The sequence below is a fragment of the Streptomyces sp. W1SF4 genome (assembly GCF_003950035.1).
Lineage (GTDB): Bacteria > Actinomycetota > Actinomycetes > Streptomycetales > Streptomycetaceae > Streptomyces > Streptomyces racemochromogenes.
In genome coordinates this window covers 1,790,486-1,808,350 of record NZ_CP034350.1, presented here as the reverse complement: position 1 = coordinate 1,808,350, position 17,865 = coordinate 1,790,486, and the positions used below count along the sequence as shown (strand labels likewise).

The following is a 17,865-nucleotide window of genomic DNA, read 5'->3' as shown; positions in this document are numbered from 1 at the left end:
CTCAACAGCGTGCCAAAAATCAACGCCAGAAGTTGATACCCCGTCCACTCCGGTGGATGAGGTTCCTTTGAAAAAGACCTGTGAGGTCGCCTTCGGGTGATGCTTGCAGGCAACGAACACAGCGAGGACGTTGTGGTCAGTCGGTCTTATTCCGACCGTGACTGGCCCGCTCTTTCGTGGTGTGGACCGGATTACCGGTAAACATTCATGGAGAGTTTGATCCTGGCTCAGGACGAACGCTGGCGGCGTGCTTAACACATGCAAGTCGAACGATGAAGCCCTTCGGGGTGGATTAGTGGCGAACGGGTGAGTAACACGTGGGCAATCTGCCCTTCACTCTGGGACAAGCCCTGGAAACGGGGTCTAATACCGGATACGACTGCGGGAGGCATCTCCTGTGGTGGAAAGCTCCGGCGGTGAAGGATGAGCCCGCGGCCTATCAGCTTGTTGGTGGGGTAATGGCCCACCAAGGCGACGACGGGTAGCCGGCCTGAGAGGGCGACCGGCCACACTGGGACTGAGACACGGCCCAGACTCCTACGGGAGGCAGCAGTGGGGAATATTGCACAATGGGCGAAAGCCTGATGCAGCGACGCCGCGTGAGGGATGACGGCCTTCGGGTTGTAAACCTCTTTCAGCAGGGAAGAAGCGAAAGTGACGGTACCTGCAGAAGAAGCGCCGGCTAACTACGTGCCAGCAGCCGCGGTAATACGTAGGGCGCAAGCGTTGTCCGGAATTATTGGGCGTAAAGAGCTCGTAGGCGGCTTGTCACGTCGGATGTGAAAGCCCGAGGCTTAACCTCGGGTCTGCATTCGATACGGGCTAGCTAGAGTGTGGTAGGGGAGATCGGAATTCCTGGTGTAGCGGTGAAATGCGCAGATATCAGGAGGAACACCGGTGGCGAAGGCGGATCTCTGGGCCATTACTGACGCTGAGGAGCGAAAGCGTGGGGAGCGAACAGGATTAGATACCCTGGTAGTCCACGCCGTAAACGTTGGGAACTAGGTGTTGGCGACATTCCACGTCGTCGGTGCCGCAGCTAACGCATTAAGTTCCCCGCCTGGGGAGTACGGCCGCAAGGCTAAAACTCAAAGGAATTGACGGGGGCCCGCACAAGCGGCGGAGCATGTGGCTTAATTCGACGCAACGCGAAGAACCTTACCAAGGCTTGACATATACCGGAAAGCATTAGAGATAGTGCCCCCCTTGTGGTCGGTATACAGGTGGTGCATGGCTGTCGTCAGCTCGTGTCGTGAGATGTTGGGTTAAGTCCCGCAACGAGCGCAACCCTTGTCCTGTGTTGCCAGCATGCCCTTCGGGGTGATGGGGACTCACAGGAGACCGCCGGGGTCAACTCGGAGGAAGGTGGGGACGACGTCAAGTCATCATGCCCCTTATGTCTTGGGCTGCACACGTGCTACAATGGCCGGTACAATGAGCTGCGATACCGTGAGGTGGAGCGAATCTCAAAAAGCCGGTCTCAGTTCGGATTGGGGTCTGCAACTCGACCCCATGAAGTCGGAGTCGCTAGTAATCGCAGATCAGCATTGCTGCGGTGAATACGTTCCCGGGCCTTGTACACACCGCCCGTCACGTCACGAAAGTCGGTAACACCCGAAGCCGGTGGCCCAACCCTTGTGGAGGGAGCTGTCGAAGGTGGGACTGGCGATTGGGACGAAGTCGTAACAAGGTAGCCGTACCGGAAGGTGCGGCTGGATCACCTCCTTTCTAAGGAGCACAGTACCGATTGCAGACAAACGTTCTGCACGGTCAGCTCATGGGTGGAACGTTGATTATTTGGCACGGTCTTCTGGATGGATCACGAGTACTGCTTCGGCGTGGAAAGTGAGTCACTGAAAGAGATCGTGCCTGGCACGTTGTTGGGTCCTGAAGGCACGGCCGTATGGCTGGTCTTCAGCGCCGGCCCCAGTGAACTCGCCAGCTTGTCTGGTGGGGTGATGGGTGGCTGGTCGTTGCTTGAGAACTACACAGTGGACGCGAGCATCTGTGGCCAAGTTTTTAAGGGCGCACGGTGGATGCCTTGGCACCAGGAACCGATGAAGGACGTGAGAGGCCGCGATAGGCCCCGGGGAGCTGCCAACTGAGCTTTGATCCGGGGGTGTCCGAATGGGGAAACCCGGCAGTCGTCATGGGCTGTCACCCACTGCTGAACACATAGGCAGTGTGGAGGGAACGAGGGGAAGTGAAACATCTCAGTACCCTCAGGAAGAGAAAACAACCGTGATTCCGGGAGTAGTGGCGAGCGAAACCGGATGAGGCCAAACCGTATGCGTGTGAGACCCGGCAGGGGTTGCGCATGCGGGGTTGTGGGAATGAGCTTTCACAGTCTGCCGGCTGTGAGGCGAGTCAGAAACCGTATGGATAGGCGAAGGACATGCGAAAGGTCCGGCGTAGAGGGTAAGACCCCCGTAGCTGAAATCTGTACGGCTTGCTTGCTCATCTCCCAAGTAGCACGGGGCCCGAGAAATCCCGTGTGAATCTGGCGGGACCACCCGCTAAGCCTAAATATTCCCTGGTGACCGATAGCGGATAGTACCGTGAGGGAATGGTGAAAAGTACCGCGGGAGCGGAGTGAAATAGTACCTGAAACCGTGTGCCTACAAGCCGTGGGAGCGTCGGGATCTTCGGATCCTCGTGACTGCGTGCCTTTTGAAGAATGAGCCTGCGAGTTAGCGGTGTGTAGCGAGGTTAACCCGTGTGGGGAAGCCGTAGCGAAAGCGAGTCCGAATAGGGCGATTGAGTTGCACGCTCTAGACCCGAAGCGGAGTGATCTAGCCATGGGCAGGTTGAAGCGGAGGTAAGACTTCGTGGAGGACCGAACCCACCAGGGTTGAAAACCTGGGGGATGACCTGTGGTTAGGGGTGAAAGGCCAATCAAACTCCGTGATAGCTGGTTCTCCCCGAAATGCATTTAGGTGCAGCGTCGTGTGTTTCTTGCCGGAGGTAGAGCACTGGATAGGCGATGGGCCCTACCGGGTTACTGACCTTAGCCAAACTCCGAATGCCGGTAAGTGAGAGCACGGCAGTGAGACTGTGGGGGATAAGCTCCATGGTCGAGAGGGAAACAGCCCAGAGCATCGACTAAGGCCCCTAAGCGTACGCTAAGTGGGAAAGGATGTGGAGTCGCAGAGACAACCAGGAGGTTGGCTTAGAAGCAGCCACCCTTGAAAGAGTGCGTAATAGCTCACTGGTCAAGTGATTCCGCGCCGACAATGTAGCGGGGCTCAAGCGTACCGCCGAAGTCGTGTCATTGCAGCAATAGGGCCAACGCCCGCTGTGATGGGTAGGGGAGCGTCGTGTGCCGGGTGAAGCAGCAGCGGAAGCTAGTTGTGGACGGTTCACGAGTGAGAATGCAGGCATGAGTAGCGATACACACGTGAGAAACGTGTGCGCCGATTGACTAAGGGTTCCTGGGTCAAGCTGATCTGCCCAGGGTAAGTCGGGGCCTAAGGCGAGGCCGACAGGCGTAGTCGATGGACAACCGGTTGATATTCCGGTACCCGCTTTGAAACGCCCAATATCGAATCCTCTGATGCTAAGCCCGTGAAGCCGTTCCGGACCCTTCGGGAATGGAAAGTGGTGGAGCCGGCGATCCAAGGTGGTAGTAGGTAAGCGATGGGGTGACGCAGGAAGGTAGTCCAGCCCGGGCGGTGGTTGTCCCGGGGTAAGGGTGTAGGCCGTGTGGTAGGCAAATCCGTCACACGTTAAGGCTGAGACCTGATGCCGAGCCGATTGTGGTGAAGTGGATGATCCTATGCTGTCGAGAAAAGCCTCTAGCGAGTTTCATGGCGGCCCGTACCCTAAACCGACTCAGGTGGTCAGGTAGAGAATACCGAGGCGTTCGGGTGAACTATGGTTAAGGAACTCGGCAAAATGCCCCCGTAACTTCGGGAGAAGGGGGGCCATTCCTGGTGATGAGACTTGCTCTCTGAGCTGGGGGTGGCCGCAGAGACCAGCGAGAAGCGACTGTTTACTAAAAACACAGGTCCGTGCGAAGCCGTAAGGCGATGTATACGGACTGACGCCTGCCCGGTGCTGGAACGTTAAGGGGACCGGTTAGTGACCTTTCGGGGTTGCGAAGCTGAGAACTTAAGCGCCAGTAAACGGCGGTGGTAACTATAACCATCCTAAGGTAGCGAAATTCCTTGTCGGGTAAGTTCCGACCTGCACGAATGGCGTAACGACTTCTCGACTGTCTCAACCATAGGCCCGGTGAAATTGCACTACGAGTAAAGATGCTCGTTTCGCGCAGCAGGACGGAAAGACCCCGGGACCTTTACTACAGTTTGATATTGGTGTTCGGTTCGGCTTGTGTAGGATAGGTGGGAGACTTTGAAGCAGCCACGCCAGTGGTTGTGGAGTCGCCGTTGAAATACCACTCTGGTCGTGCTGGATGTCTAACCTCGGTCCGTGATCCGGATCAGGGACAGTGTCTGATGGGTAGTTTAACTGGGGCGGTTGCCTCCCAAAGGGTAACGGAGGCGCCCAAAGGTTCCCTCAGCCTGGTTGGCAATCAGGTGTTGAGTGTAAGTGCACAAGGGAGCTTGACTGTGAGACCGACGGGTCGAGCAGGGACGAAAGTCGGGACTAGTGATCCGGCGGTGGCTTGTGGAAGCGCCGTCGCTCAACGGATAAAAGGTACCCCGGGGATAACAGGCTGATCTTCCCCAAGAGTCCATATCGACGGGATGGTTTGGCACCTCGATGTCGGCTCGTCGCATCCTGGGGCTGGAGTCGGTCCCAAGGGTTGGGCTGTTCGCCCATTAAAGCGGTACGCGAGCTGGGTTTAGAACGTCGTGAGACAGTTCGGTCCCTATCCGCTGTGCGCGTAGGAATATTGAGAAGGGCTGTCCCTAGTACGAGAGGACCGGGACGGACGAACCTCTGGTGTGCCAGTTGTCCTGCCAAGGGCATGGCTGGTTGGCTACGTTCGGGAGGGATAACCGCTGAAAGCATCTAAGCGGGAAGCCTGCTTCAAGATGAGTATTCCCACCTCCTTGAGAGGGTAAGGCTCCCAGTAGACGACTGGGTTGATAGGCCAGATGTGGAAGCCCGGTAACGGGTGGAGCTGACTGGTACTAATAGGCCGAGGGCTTGTCCTCAGTTGCTCGCGTCCACTGTGTTAGTTCTGAAGCAACGAACGGTTGCTGGTTTCTAGAGCTGGAACACAACTACAGAGTGTGCTTGTTCGCTCGAAACCGATAGGGTTTCGGTGGTCATAGCGTTAGGGAAACGCCCGGTTACATTCCGAACCCGGAAGCTAAGCCTTTCAGCGCCGATGGTACTGCAGGGGGGACCCTGTGGGAGAGTAGGACGCCGCCGAACAATCTTTCAAAGGACCCTTGGTCCAGCGTTCAACGCTGGACCAAGGGTCCTTTTTGTTTTTCCCATCTTTACGTCGAAGCGCGGCCATGGGCTGGCTGCGCGAGAATGACTAGCGGTACCCCGAAGACAGGAGTCACACCCATGTCCAACTACTCCGACGATCGTCCGGAGCGCGAGCCTCGGCGCAGCGACGGCGGTGACAGGGGCGGCTACCGAGGGGGCCGTGACGACCGCGGCGGTGACCGCGGTGGCTTCCGTCGCGACGACCGCGGCGGCCGGCCCGCCGGTGGCGGCTTCCGTCGTGACGACCGTGGTGGACGTCCCGCCGGCGGTGGCGACCGTCCGTCCTACCCGCGTCGTGACGACCGTGGTGGCGACCGTCCGTCGTACCCGCGTCGTGATGACGACCGTGGTGGCTTCCGCGGCGGTCGTGACGACCGTGGCGGCGACCGCCCGTCCTACCCGCGTCGTGACGACCGTGGTGGGGACCGTCCGTCCTTCCCGCGCCGCGATGACCGTGGTGGGGACCGTCCGTCGTTCCGTCGTGACGACCGGGGGGACCGCCCCTCGTACCCGCGTCGTGACGACCGTGGTGGCGAGCGTCCCTCGTACCCGCGTCGTGATGACGACCGTGGTGGCTTCCGTGGCGGTCGTGACGACCGTGGCGGCGACCGTCCCTCGTACCCGCGCCGCGACGACCGCGGCGGGGACCGTCCGTCCTTCCGCCGTGACGACCGCGGCGGGCGTCCCGCCGGCGGTGGCGACCGTCCGTCCTACCCGCGTCGTGACGACCGTGGTGGCGACCGTCCGTCGTACCCGCGTCGTGATGACGACCGTGGTGGCTTCCGCGGCGGTCGTGACGACCGTGGCGGCGACCGCCCGTCCTACCCGCGCCGCGACGACCGCGGCGGGGACCGTCCGTCCTTCCGCCGTGACGACCGGGGCGAGCGTCCCTCGTACCCGCGTCGTGATGACGACCGTGGTGGGCGTCCGTCCTACCCGCGTCGTGACGACGACCGTGGTGGCTTCCGCGGCGGTCGTGACGACCGTGGCGGCGACCGTCCCTCGTACCCGCGCCGCGACGACCGCGGCGGGGACCGTCCCTCGTACCCCCGCCGTGACGACCGGGGGGACCGTCCCTCGTACCCGCGTCGTGATGACGACCGTGGGGGCTTCCGCGGCGGTCGTGACGACCGTGGCGGCGACCGTCCCTCGTACCCGCGCCGCGACGACCGTGGCGGGGACCGTCCGTCCTTCCGTCGCGACGACCGGGGCGAGCGCCCCTCGTACCCGCGTCGCGACGACGAGCGCGGTGGGTCCCGTGGTGGGGACCGTCCCTCGTACCCCCGTCGTGACGACCGCGGCGGCGACCGTGGCGGCTTCCGTCGCGATGACCGGGGCGACCGTGGTGGGTACCGTGGTGGCCGCGATGACCGTGGTGGCGACCGTGGCGGCTTCCGCCGTGACGACCGCGGTGACCGCGACTTCCGCTCCGACCGCGACCCGGTCAAGCGGCTTCCGATCGACGACGACGTCACCGGCAACGAGATCGACGCCGATGTGCGCCAGGAGCTCCTGAGCCTGCCCAAGGGGCTGGCCGAGGAGGTCTCGCGGAACCTGGTCATGGTCGCCCGGCTGATCGACGAGGACCCCGAGCAGGCGTACGCGTACTCCCGCATCGCCCTGCGGCTGGCCTCCCGCGTCGCCGCCGTGCGCGAGGCCGCCGGCTTCGCCGCGTACGCGACGCAGAAGTACAGCGAGGCGCTCGCCGAGTTCCGTGCCGCCAAGCGGATGACCGGTTCCGTCGAGCTGTGGCCCGTCATGGCCGACTGCGAGCGCGGCCTGGGCCGTCCGGAGCGGGCCCTGGCTATGGCCGGCGAGCCCGAGGTGCAGAAGCTGGACAAGGCCGGCCAGGTCGAGATGCGTCTCGTCGCGGCCGGTGCCCGCCGGGACATGGGCGAAATCGACGCCGCCATCGTGACCCTGCAGAGCCCCGAGCTGGCCTCCAGCTCCGTGCAGCCGTGGACCGCGCGCCTGCGGTACGCCTACGCCGACGCCCTCCTCGCGGCGGGCCGTGAGGACGAGGCCCGCGAGTGGTTCGCCAAGACCCTCGAGGCCGACAAGGACGGCGCGACCGACGCCTCCGACCGGCTCGCCGAGATCGACGGCGTGGAGTTCGTGGACGCCGCCGCGGCCGAGGCGGACCTCGACGACGCCGACCTCGACGACGAGGACGACGAGGACGAGGACCCGGCCGAGGTTGCCGCCGCCGAGCGCGCCGCCGACCAGGCCGAGTACTACGACGAGGACGACGAGGAGTACGAGCCCGCCGACGACGCCGACGTCGACCTGGCGGACGAGCTCGTGGTCGTCGAGGACGACGAGCGCGGCAAGGCGTAACCGCGGCGCTCGGACGACGAGAAGAAGGGCGGCACCCCCTCGGGGGTGCCGCCCTTCCGTCGTTCCGGGACGCCCGGCGGGGCCGTCAGCCCAGGCTGCGGAGCACCAGGCCGGTGGCCGGCTTCGGGCCGAACGAGGTGGACTTGCGGGGCATCGTGACGCCCTGCCGGGCCAGGTCCCGGACGACCTCCTCCCGTACGGGGTGCAGGAGGACCGCGGTGCCGCCGTGCCGCTCGGCCATCGCGACGGTCGCGGCGGCGTCGTGGATGTACGAGATGTGCTCGGGGGCGTCCGGGATCTGCCACAGGGCGTCGAGCAGGGAAGCGTGCAGCACGGTCGCGTCCAGCCGGCGCCAGGCCTCGGGGCGGTCCGGCCGGACGGTGCGCTCGATGAGGGCCGGATCCGGGTCGGTGACCAGGTGGTAGGAGCCGTCACCGGTGAGGAGGAAGGCGTTGCCGCGCTCCGAGGCGTCCGCGAGGGCCTCCAGGGCCAGCGGCAGCGGGCCCTCGACGGGGCGGACCCGGAAGGAGCCCTCGACCTTGGCCAGTGCCTCGGAGAGGGGGAGCCGGCGCAGCATCCGGTGGATGGCCCGGACCTGGAGCGGGTAGCGGGCGGTGTCGACGAGGAGGACCAGGCCGAAGTCCCAGGGGGTGGCGGGGCCGTGCTCCTCCTGGAGGCGCAGGTACGTCGCCCAGCGGTGGTGGCCGTCGGCGATGAGGGCCTGGCGGTGGGCGAGGTCGGCGGTGACGACGGCCAGTTCGTCCGGGTCGGTGATGGCCCAGAGGCTGTGGCGGAAGCCGTCCTCGGTGACGGTGGACAGCAGCGGCTCGCGCGCGGCGGTCTCCTCCACGACGCCGGCCGCTCCGGTGCCGGGGCCGTCGCCCCGGTAGGTGAGGAGGAGGGGCTCCAGGTTGGCCGAGGTGGCGCGCATCAGGCCCGCCCGGTCGGTGACCACGTCCGGCATGACGTCCTCGTGCGGCAGGACCACGCCCGCCTCGGCGGGGGAGAGGGCCAGGGCGCCGATGACGCCGCGCTGGAGGAGGCCGGGCTTGCGCTGCTCGTACACGTAGAGCGCGGGCCGCGGGTCGGCGCTGAGGACGCCCTCGGCGAGCCAGTCGTGCAGGGTGCGGGCGGCCTGCTCGTTGCGTGCGGCCGGGGTTCCGGCCTGCGGCAGGATCAGCCGGACGATGTTGTGCGGGTCGGCGGACTCGAGGTAGTCGACTCCGTCGGGGCGTACGACCACGTCGTACGGCGGCGAGGTCACTGCCGCCAGGCTGCCGACGCGCTCCGGGACGTACCTCAGTCCGTTGAAGGGGATCAGGCGCAGCCCGTGCTCCGCGTTGCCAGGTGTGGTCATTGGTGCATGGTAAGACCCGTCTCGCGATGCGGGATGAGCGGGGCAGTCACGGGGTAGCGCAAAATCGGACAAGATCGATCGTAAGAATCCCGATGTCTCGAGCGGCGTTGGAACGGTTCAGGAGGAGTGGCCAGATGACCCGGCAGAGCAGGACCGGCCCCGCGGGCAGTGAGCGGAGTCTGCACCAGGCGTACGACACGGCACTGCTGGACCTGGACGGGGTGGTGTACGCGGGCGGGCACGCCATCGCGCACGCGGTGGAGTCCCTGGCCGTGGCCCGGGAGGGCGGGATGCACCTGGCGTACGTCACCAACAACGCGCTGCGGACCCCGGACGCGGTCGCGGAGCACCTGACGGAGCTGGGGATCCCCACCGAGGCGGGTGAGGTGATCACCTCGGCGCAGGCGGTGGCCCGGCTGATCGCGGACCAGGTGGAGCCGGGGTCGAAGGTGCTGGTGGTCGGCGGCGAGGGGCTGCGGGTGGCGCTGCGCGAGCGCGGGCTGGTGCCGGTGGAGTCCGCCGACGAGGAGGGGCTGGCGGCGGTGGTGCAGGGGTACGGCGGCCCGGACCTGGCGTGGGGGCGGTTCGCGGAGGCCGCGTACGCGGTCAACCGCGGGGTGCCGTGGTTCGCGTCGAACACCGACCTGACGATTCCGGGTGCGCGGGGCATCGCGCCGGGCAACGGGGCGGCCGTGGAGGTCGTACGGATCGCCACGGGCGCGGAGCCGCAGGTGGCGGGGAAGCCGCTGCCGCCGATGCACCGGGAGACGGTGCTGCGGACCGGGGCGGAGCGGCCGCTGGTGGTGGGGGACCGGCTGGACACCGACATCGAGGGCGCGTTCAACGGGGACGTGGACTCGCTGCTGGTGCTGACCGGGGTGACGGACGCGGTGCAGCTGCTGCGGGCCGAGCCGAGGCACCGGCCGACCTATGTGGACCGGGACCTGCGGGGGCTGCTGACCGGTCAGCCGGAGGTGGTGGAGCAGCCCGCGGGTGGGCGGCGGTGCGGCGGCTGGACCGCGGTGCACGTGGACGGCGGCCTGGACGTGGAGCCGGCGGGCGGTGCCGGGGGTGCGGGCGATCCGGGCGATCCGGTCGACGGGCTGCGGGCGCTGTGTGCGGCGGCCTGGTCGCGGGCCGGGGACGGGGTGTACGGGGGCGACGTGGAGAAGGCCCTGGCGAAGCTGGGGTTCTGAGCGCGGCGGGCTCGGCGGGCGCGGGTTCGGCGGCTCGGCGGGCTCGGCGGCTCGGCGGGCGCGGCGGGTTCGGGCTCGCGGGGTCGGCCGTCCGGGTGATCGGAAATGGTGCAGGGTAGGCTAACCTAACCTTCGTGTTGGCTGAGAGTCCCCCCCGAACCGAGCAGGGCGCGCCGCCGCCCGCGGCCCGCCCGCGGCACGCGGCGCGCGTGGCCGGCCTGCTGATCGCCCTCGCCGTGCTGGCCCTGGTCGCGGTGGCGAGCATCGCCGTGGGCGCCAAGCCGATACCGCTCGACGAGGTCTGGCACGGCCTGTTCCACTACTCCGGCAGCACGAACGACGTGGTCGTACGGGACCTGCGGGTCCCGCGCACGGTCCTCGGGCTGCTGGTCGGGCTCGGGCTCGGCCTGTCCGGCGCGGTGATGCAGGCGCTGACCCGCAACCCGCTGGCCGAGCCCGGCATCCTCGGGGTGAACGCGGGCGCCGCGGCGGCCGTCGTCTCGGCCATCAGCTTCCTCGGGGCCGCCACGCTGAACGAGTTCATCTGGTGGGCCTTCCTCGGTGCCGCGGTCGTCTCGGTCGTCGTCTACGTCCTCGGCGGCAGCCGCAGCGCGACCCCGGTGCGCCTGGCGCTCGCCGGTACGGCGGCCAGCGCGGCCCTCGTCGGCTACATCAACGCCGTGCAGCTGACGGACACCAAGGCGCTGGACAAGCTGCGCTTCTGGACGGTGGGCTCGCTGGCCTCGGCCAATATGGACACCGTCCGGCAGGTGGCCCCCTTCCTGCTGGCCGGCGCCGTGCTCGCGCTGACGCTGGGCCGCCCCCTCAACGCGATGGCGATGGGCGACGACACCGCGCGGGCGCTCGGCGCGCACCTGACGCGGACCCGGATCCTGGCGATGGCCGCCATCACCCTGCTCTGCGGGGCCGCGACGGCCGCGTGCGGGCCGATCATCTTCATCGGGCTGATGATCCCGCACCTGGCCCGCCTGGTGACCGGGCCCGACATGCGCTGGGTGCTCGCGTACTCGGCCGTCCTGTCGCCCGTGCTGCTGCTCGGCGCCGACGTGATCGGACGGGTCGTCACGCGGCCGTCCGAGCTCCAGGTCGGCATCGTGACGGCGCTCATCGGCGGCCCCGTCTTCATCCACCTGGTTCGGCGCAAGAGGATGGCCCAGCTGTGACCGCGACCCCCGCCGACGCGAACCCGACCGCGGACCCGGCCGCACCGAAGCCCGCCGCCCCGGTCGCGCGGCTCCGGGCCCTGCGCGGACCCGGCGGCACCTCGCTGCGGGTCGAGCCGCGGGCGCTGGCGACCGGCCTGCTGCTGGCCGCGGCGACGCTGGTGCTGGCCGTCGTGCTGATCGGAACCGGCGACTTCGAGATCGCGCCCTGGGACGTCGTGCAGACCCTGCTCGGCAACGGGACGCCGGCCGACGACTTCATCGTCAACGACCTGCGGCTGCCGCGGGTCCTGGTCGCGGTGCTGGTGGGCACGGCCTTCGGGATGTCCGGGGCGGTCTTCCAGTCCGTCTCGCGCAATCCGCTCGGCTCCCCGGACATGCTCGGCTTCGGGTACGGGTCGGCCGTCGGCGCGCTCGTCGTCATCGTCCTGTTCAAGGGCGGCGCCACCGAGGTCGCGCTGGGCGCGGTCGTCGGCGGCCTGGTGACCGGCGCGGTCATCTACCTCCTCGCGTACAAACAGGGGATCCACGGCTACCGGCTGGTGCTCGTCGGCATCGGGGCGTCCGCCGTCCTCGTGGCGCTCATCCAGTACCTGATCGCCAGGGCGCAGATCGTCGAGGCCACGCGGGCGATGGTGTGGCTGACCGGTTCGCTGGCCGGGCGGGACTGGGCGCAGGTGTGGCCGCTGCTGGCGGTCTGCGCGGTGCTGTTCCCGCTGGTCCTCGGGCAGAGCCGGGCGCTGCGGATGATCGAGATGGGTGACGACGCCGCGTACGCGCTGGGCGTGCCCGTGGAGCGGACCCGGATGCTGCTGATGCTGGCGGCGGTCCTGCTGACCACCGCGGCCGCCGCCGCGGCCGGTCCGATCAGCTTCGTCGCGCTGGCCGCGCCGCAGCTGGCCCGGCGGCTGTCGCGGTCACCCGGGTCGAACCTGGTGACCGGCGCGCTGATGGGCGCCGTGCTGCTGCTGGCCTCGGACCTGGCCTCGCAGCGGGCCTTCGGCTCCGACCAGCTGCCGGTGGGCGTGGTCACGGGGCTGGTCGGCGGTGTCTACCTGCTCTGGCTGCTCGTCACCGAGCGCAAGGCGGGACGTATATGAACGAGCGGGTCGAAACGAGGAGTGGGCAAGTGCAGAGGCTGAGCGCGGAGAACGTGACCCTCGGCTACGACCAGCGGGTCATCGCGGAGGACCTGTCGGTGGAGATCCCCGACAACTCCTTCACGGTGATCGTGGGCCCCAACGCCTGCGGCAAGTCCACGCTGCTGCGGGCCCTGTCGCGGATGCTGAAGCCGGCGGCCGGGCGGGTGCTGCTCGACGGGCAGGCGATCTCCTCGCTGCCGGCGAAGAAGGTCGCGAAGACGCTGGGGCTGCTCCCGCAGTCCTCGGTCGCCCCGGACGGCATCACGGTCGCCGACCTGGTCTCGCGGGGGCGCTACCCGCACCAGGGGCTGCTGCGCCAGTGGTCTGCGGAGGACGAGCGGATCGTCGTCGAGTCGATGACCTCGACCGGCGTCGCCGAGCTCGCCGACCGGGCCGTGGACGAGCTGTCGGGCGGCCAGCGCCAGCGGGTGTGGATCGCGATGGCCCTGGCCCAGCAGACGCCGCTGCTGCTGCTGGACGAGCCGACGACCTACCTGGACATCCAGCACCAGCTGGACGTGCTCGACCTGTGCGCGGAACTCCACGAGAGCCAGGGCCGGACCCTGGTCGCGGTGCTGCACGACCTCAACCACGCGGCGCGCTACGCCACGCACCTGATCGCCCTGCGCGGGGGCGTGGTCGTCGCCGAGGGCCCGCCGGCCGAGGTGGTCACCGCCGGGCTGGTGGAGGAGGTGTTCGGGGTGCGCTGCCAGGTCATCGACGACCCGGAGACCGGTACGCCGCTGGTGGTCCCGGCCGCGCGGCACGCCCGTGCGAGGGCCTCCGTCTGAGGCGCGTCAAGGGCTACAGCAGGCTCTTGAGGCGGAGGAGGTCGCGGAAGCCCGCCTCCAGGCGGACCCGGCCCGAGGCCCAGGCCTTGGCGAACTTCAGCTCGCCGGCGACCATCGCCACCAGGTCGTCGCCGGTCATCGCCAGCCGGATCTCGGCCTTGGACCGGGGCGGTCCGGGCGTGACCCCGTCCACCCGGATCCGGCCGCCGGCCAGGCGGCCGGAGAAGGTCTGGTCGAGGTCCGTGATGTGGCAGCTCAGGGACCGGTCGAGGGCGGCGGCGCCGCGGACGTCGCCGTCCGCCGCGGCCAGGTTGTCGGAGAGTCGGTCGAGTGCCGTGCGGCACTCCTGGATCGTAGCCATGGTGATCACGACCGTACCGCAGAGCCGCGGGTGGTGGCGGCCGCGCTTCGGGGTAGCGTCGTGGCATGACCGACGCACAGTCCGGGAGCGTTCCGGACGACCCCCGGGAGCCCGCGGCCCCCGCCGCCGAGCCCGCGGCCCCCGCCGCCGAGCCGGCGGCCGGGCCGGCCGCCGGGCCCGCTCCGCTGGGCCTCGTACGCACCCCCACCGGCCACGCCGAGGTTGACGCGCACCTGGAGCGGCTGGCGGACGCGGACGACCTGGCGGCGGACGGGCACGTCGAGGTGTACGAGGATGTGCACAGGGGACTGCGCGAGGCGCTGGACGCGCTGGACGCGACGCCCGTCCCCGGACCTTACGAAAACAGGAGCTGAACCGAACGTGGCAGGAGTGGCACGCCGCCGCCTGGACGCCGAACTGGTACGCCGCAGCATGGCCCGCTCGCGCGAGCACGCGGCCCAGCTGATCGCCGCGGGCCGGGTCACCGTGGGCGGTACCACCGCCACCAAACCGGCCACCCAGGTCGAGACCAGCGCGGCGCTCGTCGTCCTCAAGGACGACAGCGACCCCGACTACGTCTCCCGGGGCGGCCACAAGCTGGCCGGCGCGCTCGCGGCGTTCCGGCCGCTGGGGCTGGCGGTCGAGGGCCGCCGGGCGCTGGACGCGGGCGCCTCGACGGGCGGGTTCACCGACGTGCTGCTGCGCGCGGGCGTGGCCCACGTGGTCGCCGTAGACGTCGGCTACGGGCAGCTGGCCTGGTCGCTGCAGAGCGACGAGCGGGTCACCGTCAAGGACCGTACGAACGTGCGCGAGCTGACGCCGGAGCTGATCGACGGCGTGCCGGTCGACCTGGTCGTGGGGGACCTGTCCTTCATCTCCATCGGCCTGGTGCTGCCCGCGCTGGTGCGGTGCACGGCGCCGGACGCCGACCTGGTGCTGATGGTGAAGCCGCAGTTCGAGGTGGGCAAGGAGCGCCTGGGCAGCGGGGGCGTGGTGCGCAGCGCCGAGCTGCGGGCCGAGGCCGTGAAGGACGTCGCGGCGCAGGCCTGGAAGCTGGGGCTGGGTGTGCTCGGTGTGACGGCGAGCCCGCTGCCGGGGCCGTCGGGGAACGTCGAGTACTTTCTGTGGCTTCGGGCGGGGGCACCGGCACTCGACCCGGGGGATGTCGATCGTGCAGTGGCGGAGGGGCCGCAGTGACGGATGTGTCAGCAGGTTCAGCAGGTTCAGCACGTCGGGTGGAATCGGAGGGGGCGGGCCCGGGGGAGGCCGTCGTGCAGGCGGGGCCGAGGACCGTCTTCCTGGTCGCGCACACCGGCCGGCCCGCGGCGATCCGCAGCGCCGAACTGGTGGTGCAGGGGCTGCTGAAGTCGGGGATCGGGGTGCGGGTCCTGGAGGACGAGGCGCGGGACCTGCCGCTGCCGCCCGAGGTGGAGCTCGTACCGGAGTGCACGCCCAAGGTGCTCGGCGGGTGCGAGCTGCTGATCGTGCTGGGCGGGGACGGGACCCTGCTGCGCGGGGCGGAGTTCGCGCGCGGGTCGGGGGTGCCGATGCTGGGCGTCAACCTGGGCCGGGTGGGGTTCCTCGCCGAGGCCGAGCGCGACGACCTGGACAAGGTCGTGGACCGGGTGGTGACCCGGTCGTACGAGGTCGAGGAGCGGATGACCCTCGACGTCCTCGTACGGACCAACGGCGACATCGTGCACCGGGACTGGGCGCTGAACGAGGCCGCCGTCCAGAAGGTGTCCGCCGAGCGGATGCTGGAGGTGGTCCTGGAGATCGACGGGCGCCCGGTGACGGGCTTCGGCTGCGACGGGATCGTCTGCGCGACGCCGACGGGTTCCACGGCGTACGCGTTCTCCGCGGGCGGGCCGGTGGTCTGGCCGGAGGTGGAGGCGCTGCTGATGGTGCCGATCAGCGCCCACGCGCTGTTCGCGAAGCCGCTGGTGACCTCGCCGACGTCGGTGCTGGCGGTGGAGGTGCAGAACGGGACCCCGCACGGTGCCCTGTGGTGCGACGGGCGCAGGACGCTGGAGCTGCCCGCCGGCGCGCGCGTGGAGGTGCGCCGGGGGACGGTGCCGGTGCGGCTCGCCCGGCTGCACCACGCGTCGTTCACGGACCGGCTGGTGGCGAAGTTCGCCCTGCCGGTCTCGGGCTGGCGCGGAGCCCCGCACTAGGGCACCCGGAACCGCTAATAGCACATTCGTGCGAGAGGCTTCGGGCGGGTGAGGTCACATGGCACCCGTGAAACCTCGGTATGGTCGTCCCGTGCTTGAGGAGATGCGGATACGGTCGCTCGGGGTCATCGACGACGCGGTGGTCGAGCTGTCGCCCGGTTTCACCGCGGTGACCGGCGAGACCGGCGCGGGCAAGACGATGGTCGTCACCAGCCTCGGGCTGCTGCTCGGCGGCCGCGCCGACCCGGCCCTCGTACGGATCGGGGCCAAGGCCGCCGTGGTCGAGGGCCGCGTCGTCATGCCCCCGGACGCACCCGCCGCCGTACGCGCCGAGGAGGCCGGGGCCGAGCTCGACGAGGGCGCCCTGCTGATCAGCCGGACCGTGTCCGCCGAGGGGCGCTCCCGCGCCCACGTAGGCGGCCGCTCCGTGCCCGTCGGCCTCCTGTCCGAACTCGCCGACGAACTCGTCGCCGTCCACGGCCAGACCGACCAGCAGGGCCTGCTGCGCCCGGCCCGCCAGCGCCAGGCCCTCGACCGGTACGCGGGCGACGCCGTCGCCGTCCCCCTGGAGAAGTACGCCGGCGCGTACCGCCGGCTGCGCGCCGCCACCGCCGAGCTGGACGCCATCACCACCCGCGCCCGCGAACGGGCGCAGGAGGCGGACCTGCTGCGCTTCGGGCTGGACGAGATCGCCGCCGTCGAACCGCTGCCCGGCGAGGACGCCGAGCTCGCGGCCGAGGCCGAACGGCTCGGCCACGCCGAATCCCTGGCGTCCGCCGCGCAGGCCGCGCACGGGGCGCTGGCCGGCGACGTCGAGGACCCCGAGGGCGTCGACGCCAACACCCTCGTCGCCGGCGCCCACCGCGCGCTGGAGTCCGTACGCTCCCACGACCCGGTGCTCGGCGGGCTCGCCGACCGGATCGGGGAGCTGGGCATCCTGCTCGCCGACGTCGCCGGGGAACTCGCCGGGTACGCCGACGACCTGGACGCCGATCCCCTGCGGCTGGCCGCGGTCGAGGAGCGCCGGGCCGCCCTGACCCAGCTGACCCGCAAGTACGGCGAGTCCGTCGACGCGGTGCTCGACTGGGCCCAGAAGGGCTCGGCACGGCTGCTGGAACTCGACGGCGACGACGAGCGGATCACCGAACTCACCGCCGAGCGGGACGCCCTGCGCGAGGAGCTGTCGCTGCTGGCGCAGGCCCTGACGGACGCCCGGACGGAGGCCGCCGAACGCTTCGCCGCCGCGGTCACCGCCGAGCTGGCCTCCCTGGCCATGCCGCACGCCCGGGTGACCATCGACATCCGCCAGACCGAGGACGCCGAGGGCGTCGAGGTCGACGGGCGGCCGGTCGCGTACGGGCCCACGGGCGCGGACGAGGTCGAGCTGCTGCTCGCCCCGCACCCCGGCGCCCAGCCCCGCCCGATCGCCAAGGGCGCCTCCGGCGGCGAACTGTCCCGCGTCATGCTGGCCGTCGAGGTCGTCTTCGCCGGCACCACCCCCGTGCCCACGTACCTCTTCGACGAGGTCGACGCGGGCGTCGGCGGCAAGGCGGCCGTCGAGATCGGTCGGCGGCTCGCGAAGCTCGCCAAGTCCGCGCAGGTCGTCGTCGTCACCCACCTGCCGCAGGTGGCGGCCTTCGCGGACCGCCAGCTGCTGGTGGAGAAGACCGTCGACGGCTCGGTGACCCGCTCCGGCGTGACGGTCCTGGAGGGCGAGGACCGGATCCGGGAACTCTCGCGGATGCTGGCCGGCCAGGAGGACTCCCAGACCGCCCGGGCCCACGCCGAGGAACTGCTGGAGGCGGCGCGCGCGGACGCGTGACCGCCGGACCCGTTAGCCCGTGTGGGTGAGGCTGGGGGGCGCACTGCGGTATCTCGTACGGGATCCGCACCCGTATGGTCCCGGAACGCGCG

Annotated in this window: 11 protein-coding genes, 3 rRNA genes and 1 pseudogene; 13 read left to right on the top strand and 2 right to left on the bottom strand. The window is 69.0% G+C overall.

What is annotated here, in order from left to right:
* Positions 1–204 precede the first annotated feature (204 nt).
* From D1J60_RS08495 to D1J60_RS37675, 5 genes and pseudogenes are all read left to right on the top strand, one after another.
* Positions 205–1,728, top strand: a 16S ribosomal RNA gene (locus tag D1J60_RS08495).
* Positions 1,729–2,009: 281 nt separating this feature from the next.
* Positions 2,010–5,123: ribosomal RNA gene (locus tag D1J60_RS08490) — 23S ribosomal RNA — on the top strand.
* Positions 5,124–5,229: 106 nt separating this feature from the next.
* Positions 5,230–5,346, top strand: a 5S ribosomal RNA gene (gene rrf, locus D1J60_RS08485).
* Together the 16S, 23S and 5S rRNA genes form the textbook arrangement of a ribosomal RNA operon.
* Before the next feature lie 198 nt (positions 5,347–5,544).
* Positions 5,545–6,186: pseudogene (locus D1J60_RS38610) on the top strand (RNA helicase); the annotation flags it as partial.
* A 720-nt stretch (positions 6,187–6,906) separates the two neighbouring features.
* Entirely contained in the window at positions 6,907–7,746 is an 840-nt protein-coding gene (locus D1J60_RS37675) for a tetratricopeptide repeat protein (protein WP_206436502.1), read from the top strand.
* 85 nt (positions 7,747–7,831) lie between these two features.
* Here D1J60_RS37675 and D1J60_RS08470 read toward each other — a convergent pair whose 3' ends face one another.
* On the bottom strand, positions 7,832–9,103 hold the full coding sequence (locus D1J60_RS08470) for a DUF1015 domain-containing protein (RefSeq protein ID WP_125820697.1): 1,272 nt from the start codon (positions 9,101–9,103) through the stop codon (positions 7,832–7,834).
* Positions 9,104–9,237: 134 nt separating this feature from the next.
* On the opposite strand from D1J60_RS08470, the gene D1J60_RS08465 reads away from it, so the two are divergent.
* From D1J60_RS08465 to D1J60_RS08450, 4 genes are all read left to right on the top strand, one after another.
* Positions 9,238–10,299, top strand: a complete 1,062-nt coding sequence (locus tag D1J60_RS08465) for an HAD hydrolase-like protein (RefSeq protein WP_125820696.1) — start codon at positions 9,238–9,240, stop codon at positions 10,297–10,299.
* A 137-nt stretch (positions 10,300–10,436) separates the two neighbouring features.
* Positions 10,437–11,483 (top strand): iron chelate uptake ABC transporter family permease subunit, encoded by a 1,047-nt coding sequence (locus D1J60_RS08460; RefSeq protein ID WP_125820695.1) that lies wholly within the window; start codon positions 10,437–10,439, stop codon positions 11,481–11,483.
* 80 nt (positions 11,484–11,563) lie between these two features.
* Entirely contained in the window at positions 11,564–12,583 is a 1,020-nt protein-coding gene (locus D1J60_RS08455) for an iron chelate uptake ABC transporter family permease subunit (RefSeq protein ID WP_125823927.1), read from the top strand.
* Entirely contained in the window at positions 12,580–13,416 is an 837-nt protein-coding gene (locus D1J60_RS08450) for an ABC transporter ATP-binding protein (RefSeq protein WP_125820694.1), read from the top strand. Before D1J60_RS08455 ends, D1J60_RS08450 begins: the two co-directional genes overlap by 4 nt.
* A 13-nt stretch (positions 13,417–13,429) precedes the next feature.
* Here D1J60_RS08450 and D1J60_RS08445 read toward each other — a convergent pair whose 3' ends face one another.
* Entirely contained in the window at positions 13,430–13,777 is a 348-nt protein-coding gene (locus D1J60_RS08445) for an SCP2 sterol-binding domain-containing protein (RefSeq protein ID WP_125602956.1), read from the bottom strand.
* Positions 13,778–13,842: 65 nt separating this feature from the next.
* Here D1J60_RS08445 and D1J60_RS37185 point away from each other — a divergent pair, with 65 nt between their 5' ends.
* The 4 genes from D1J60_RS37185 (at position 13,843) to recN (ending at position 17,773) form a co-directional block, all read left to right on the top strand.
* Positions 13,843–14,151 (top strand): hypothetical protein, encoded by a 309-nt coding sequence (locus tag D1J60_RS37185; protein WP_164720861.1) that lies wholly within the window; start codon positions 13,843–13,845, stop codon positions 14,149–14,151.
* A gap of 7 nt (positions 14,152–14,158) precedes the next feature.
* The gene (locus D1J60_RS08435) at positions 14,159–14,974 is read left to right on the top strand and encodes a TlyA family RNA methyltransferase (protein WP_125820693.1); all 816 of its coding nucleotides are present in this window, start codon (positions 14,159–14,161) and stop codon (positions 14,972–14,974) included.
* A 74-nt stretch (positions 14,975–15,048) separates the two neighbouring features.
* Positions 15,049–15,951: an NAD kinase gene (locus tag D1J60_RS08430; RefSeq protein WP_125820692.1), complete on the top strand. Its 903-nt coding sequence runs from the start codon at positions 15,049–15,051 to the stop codon at positions 15,949–15,951.
* A gap of 103 nt (positions 15,952–16,054) precedes the next feature.
* Complete coding sequence (gene recN / locus D1J60_RS08425) at positions 16,055–17,773, top strand: DNA repair protein RecN (protein WP_125823925.1); 1,719 nt, start codon at positions 16,055–16,057, stop codon at positions 17,771–17,773.
* Positions 17,774–17,865: the final 92 nt, after the last annotated feature.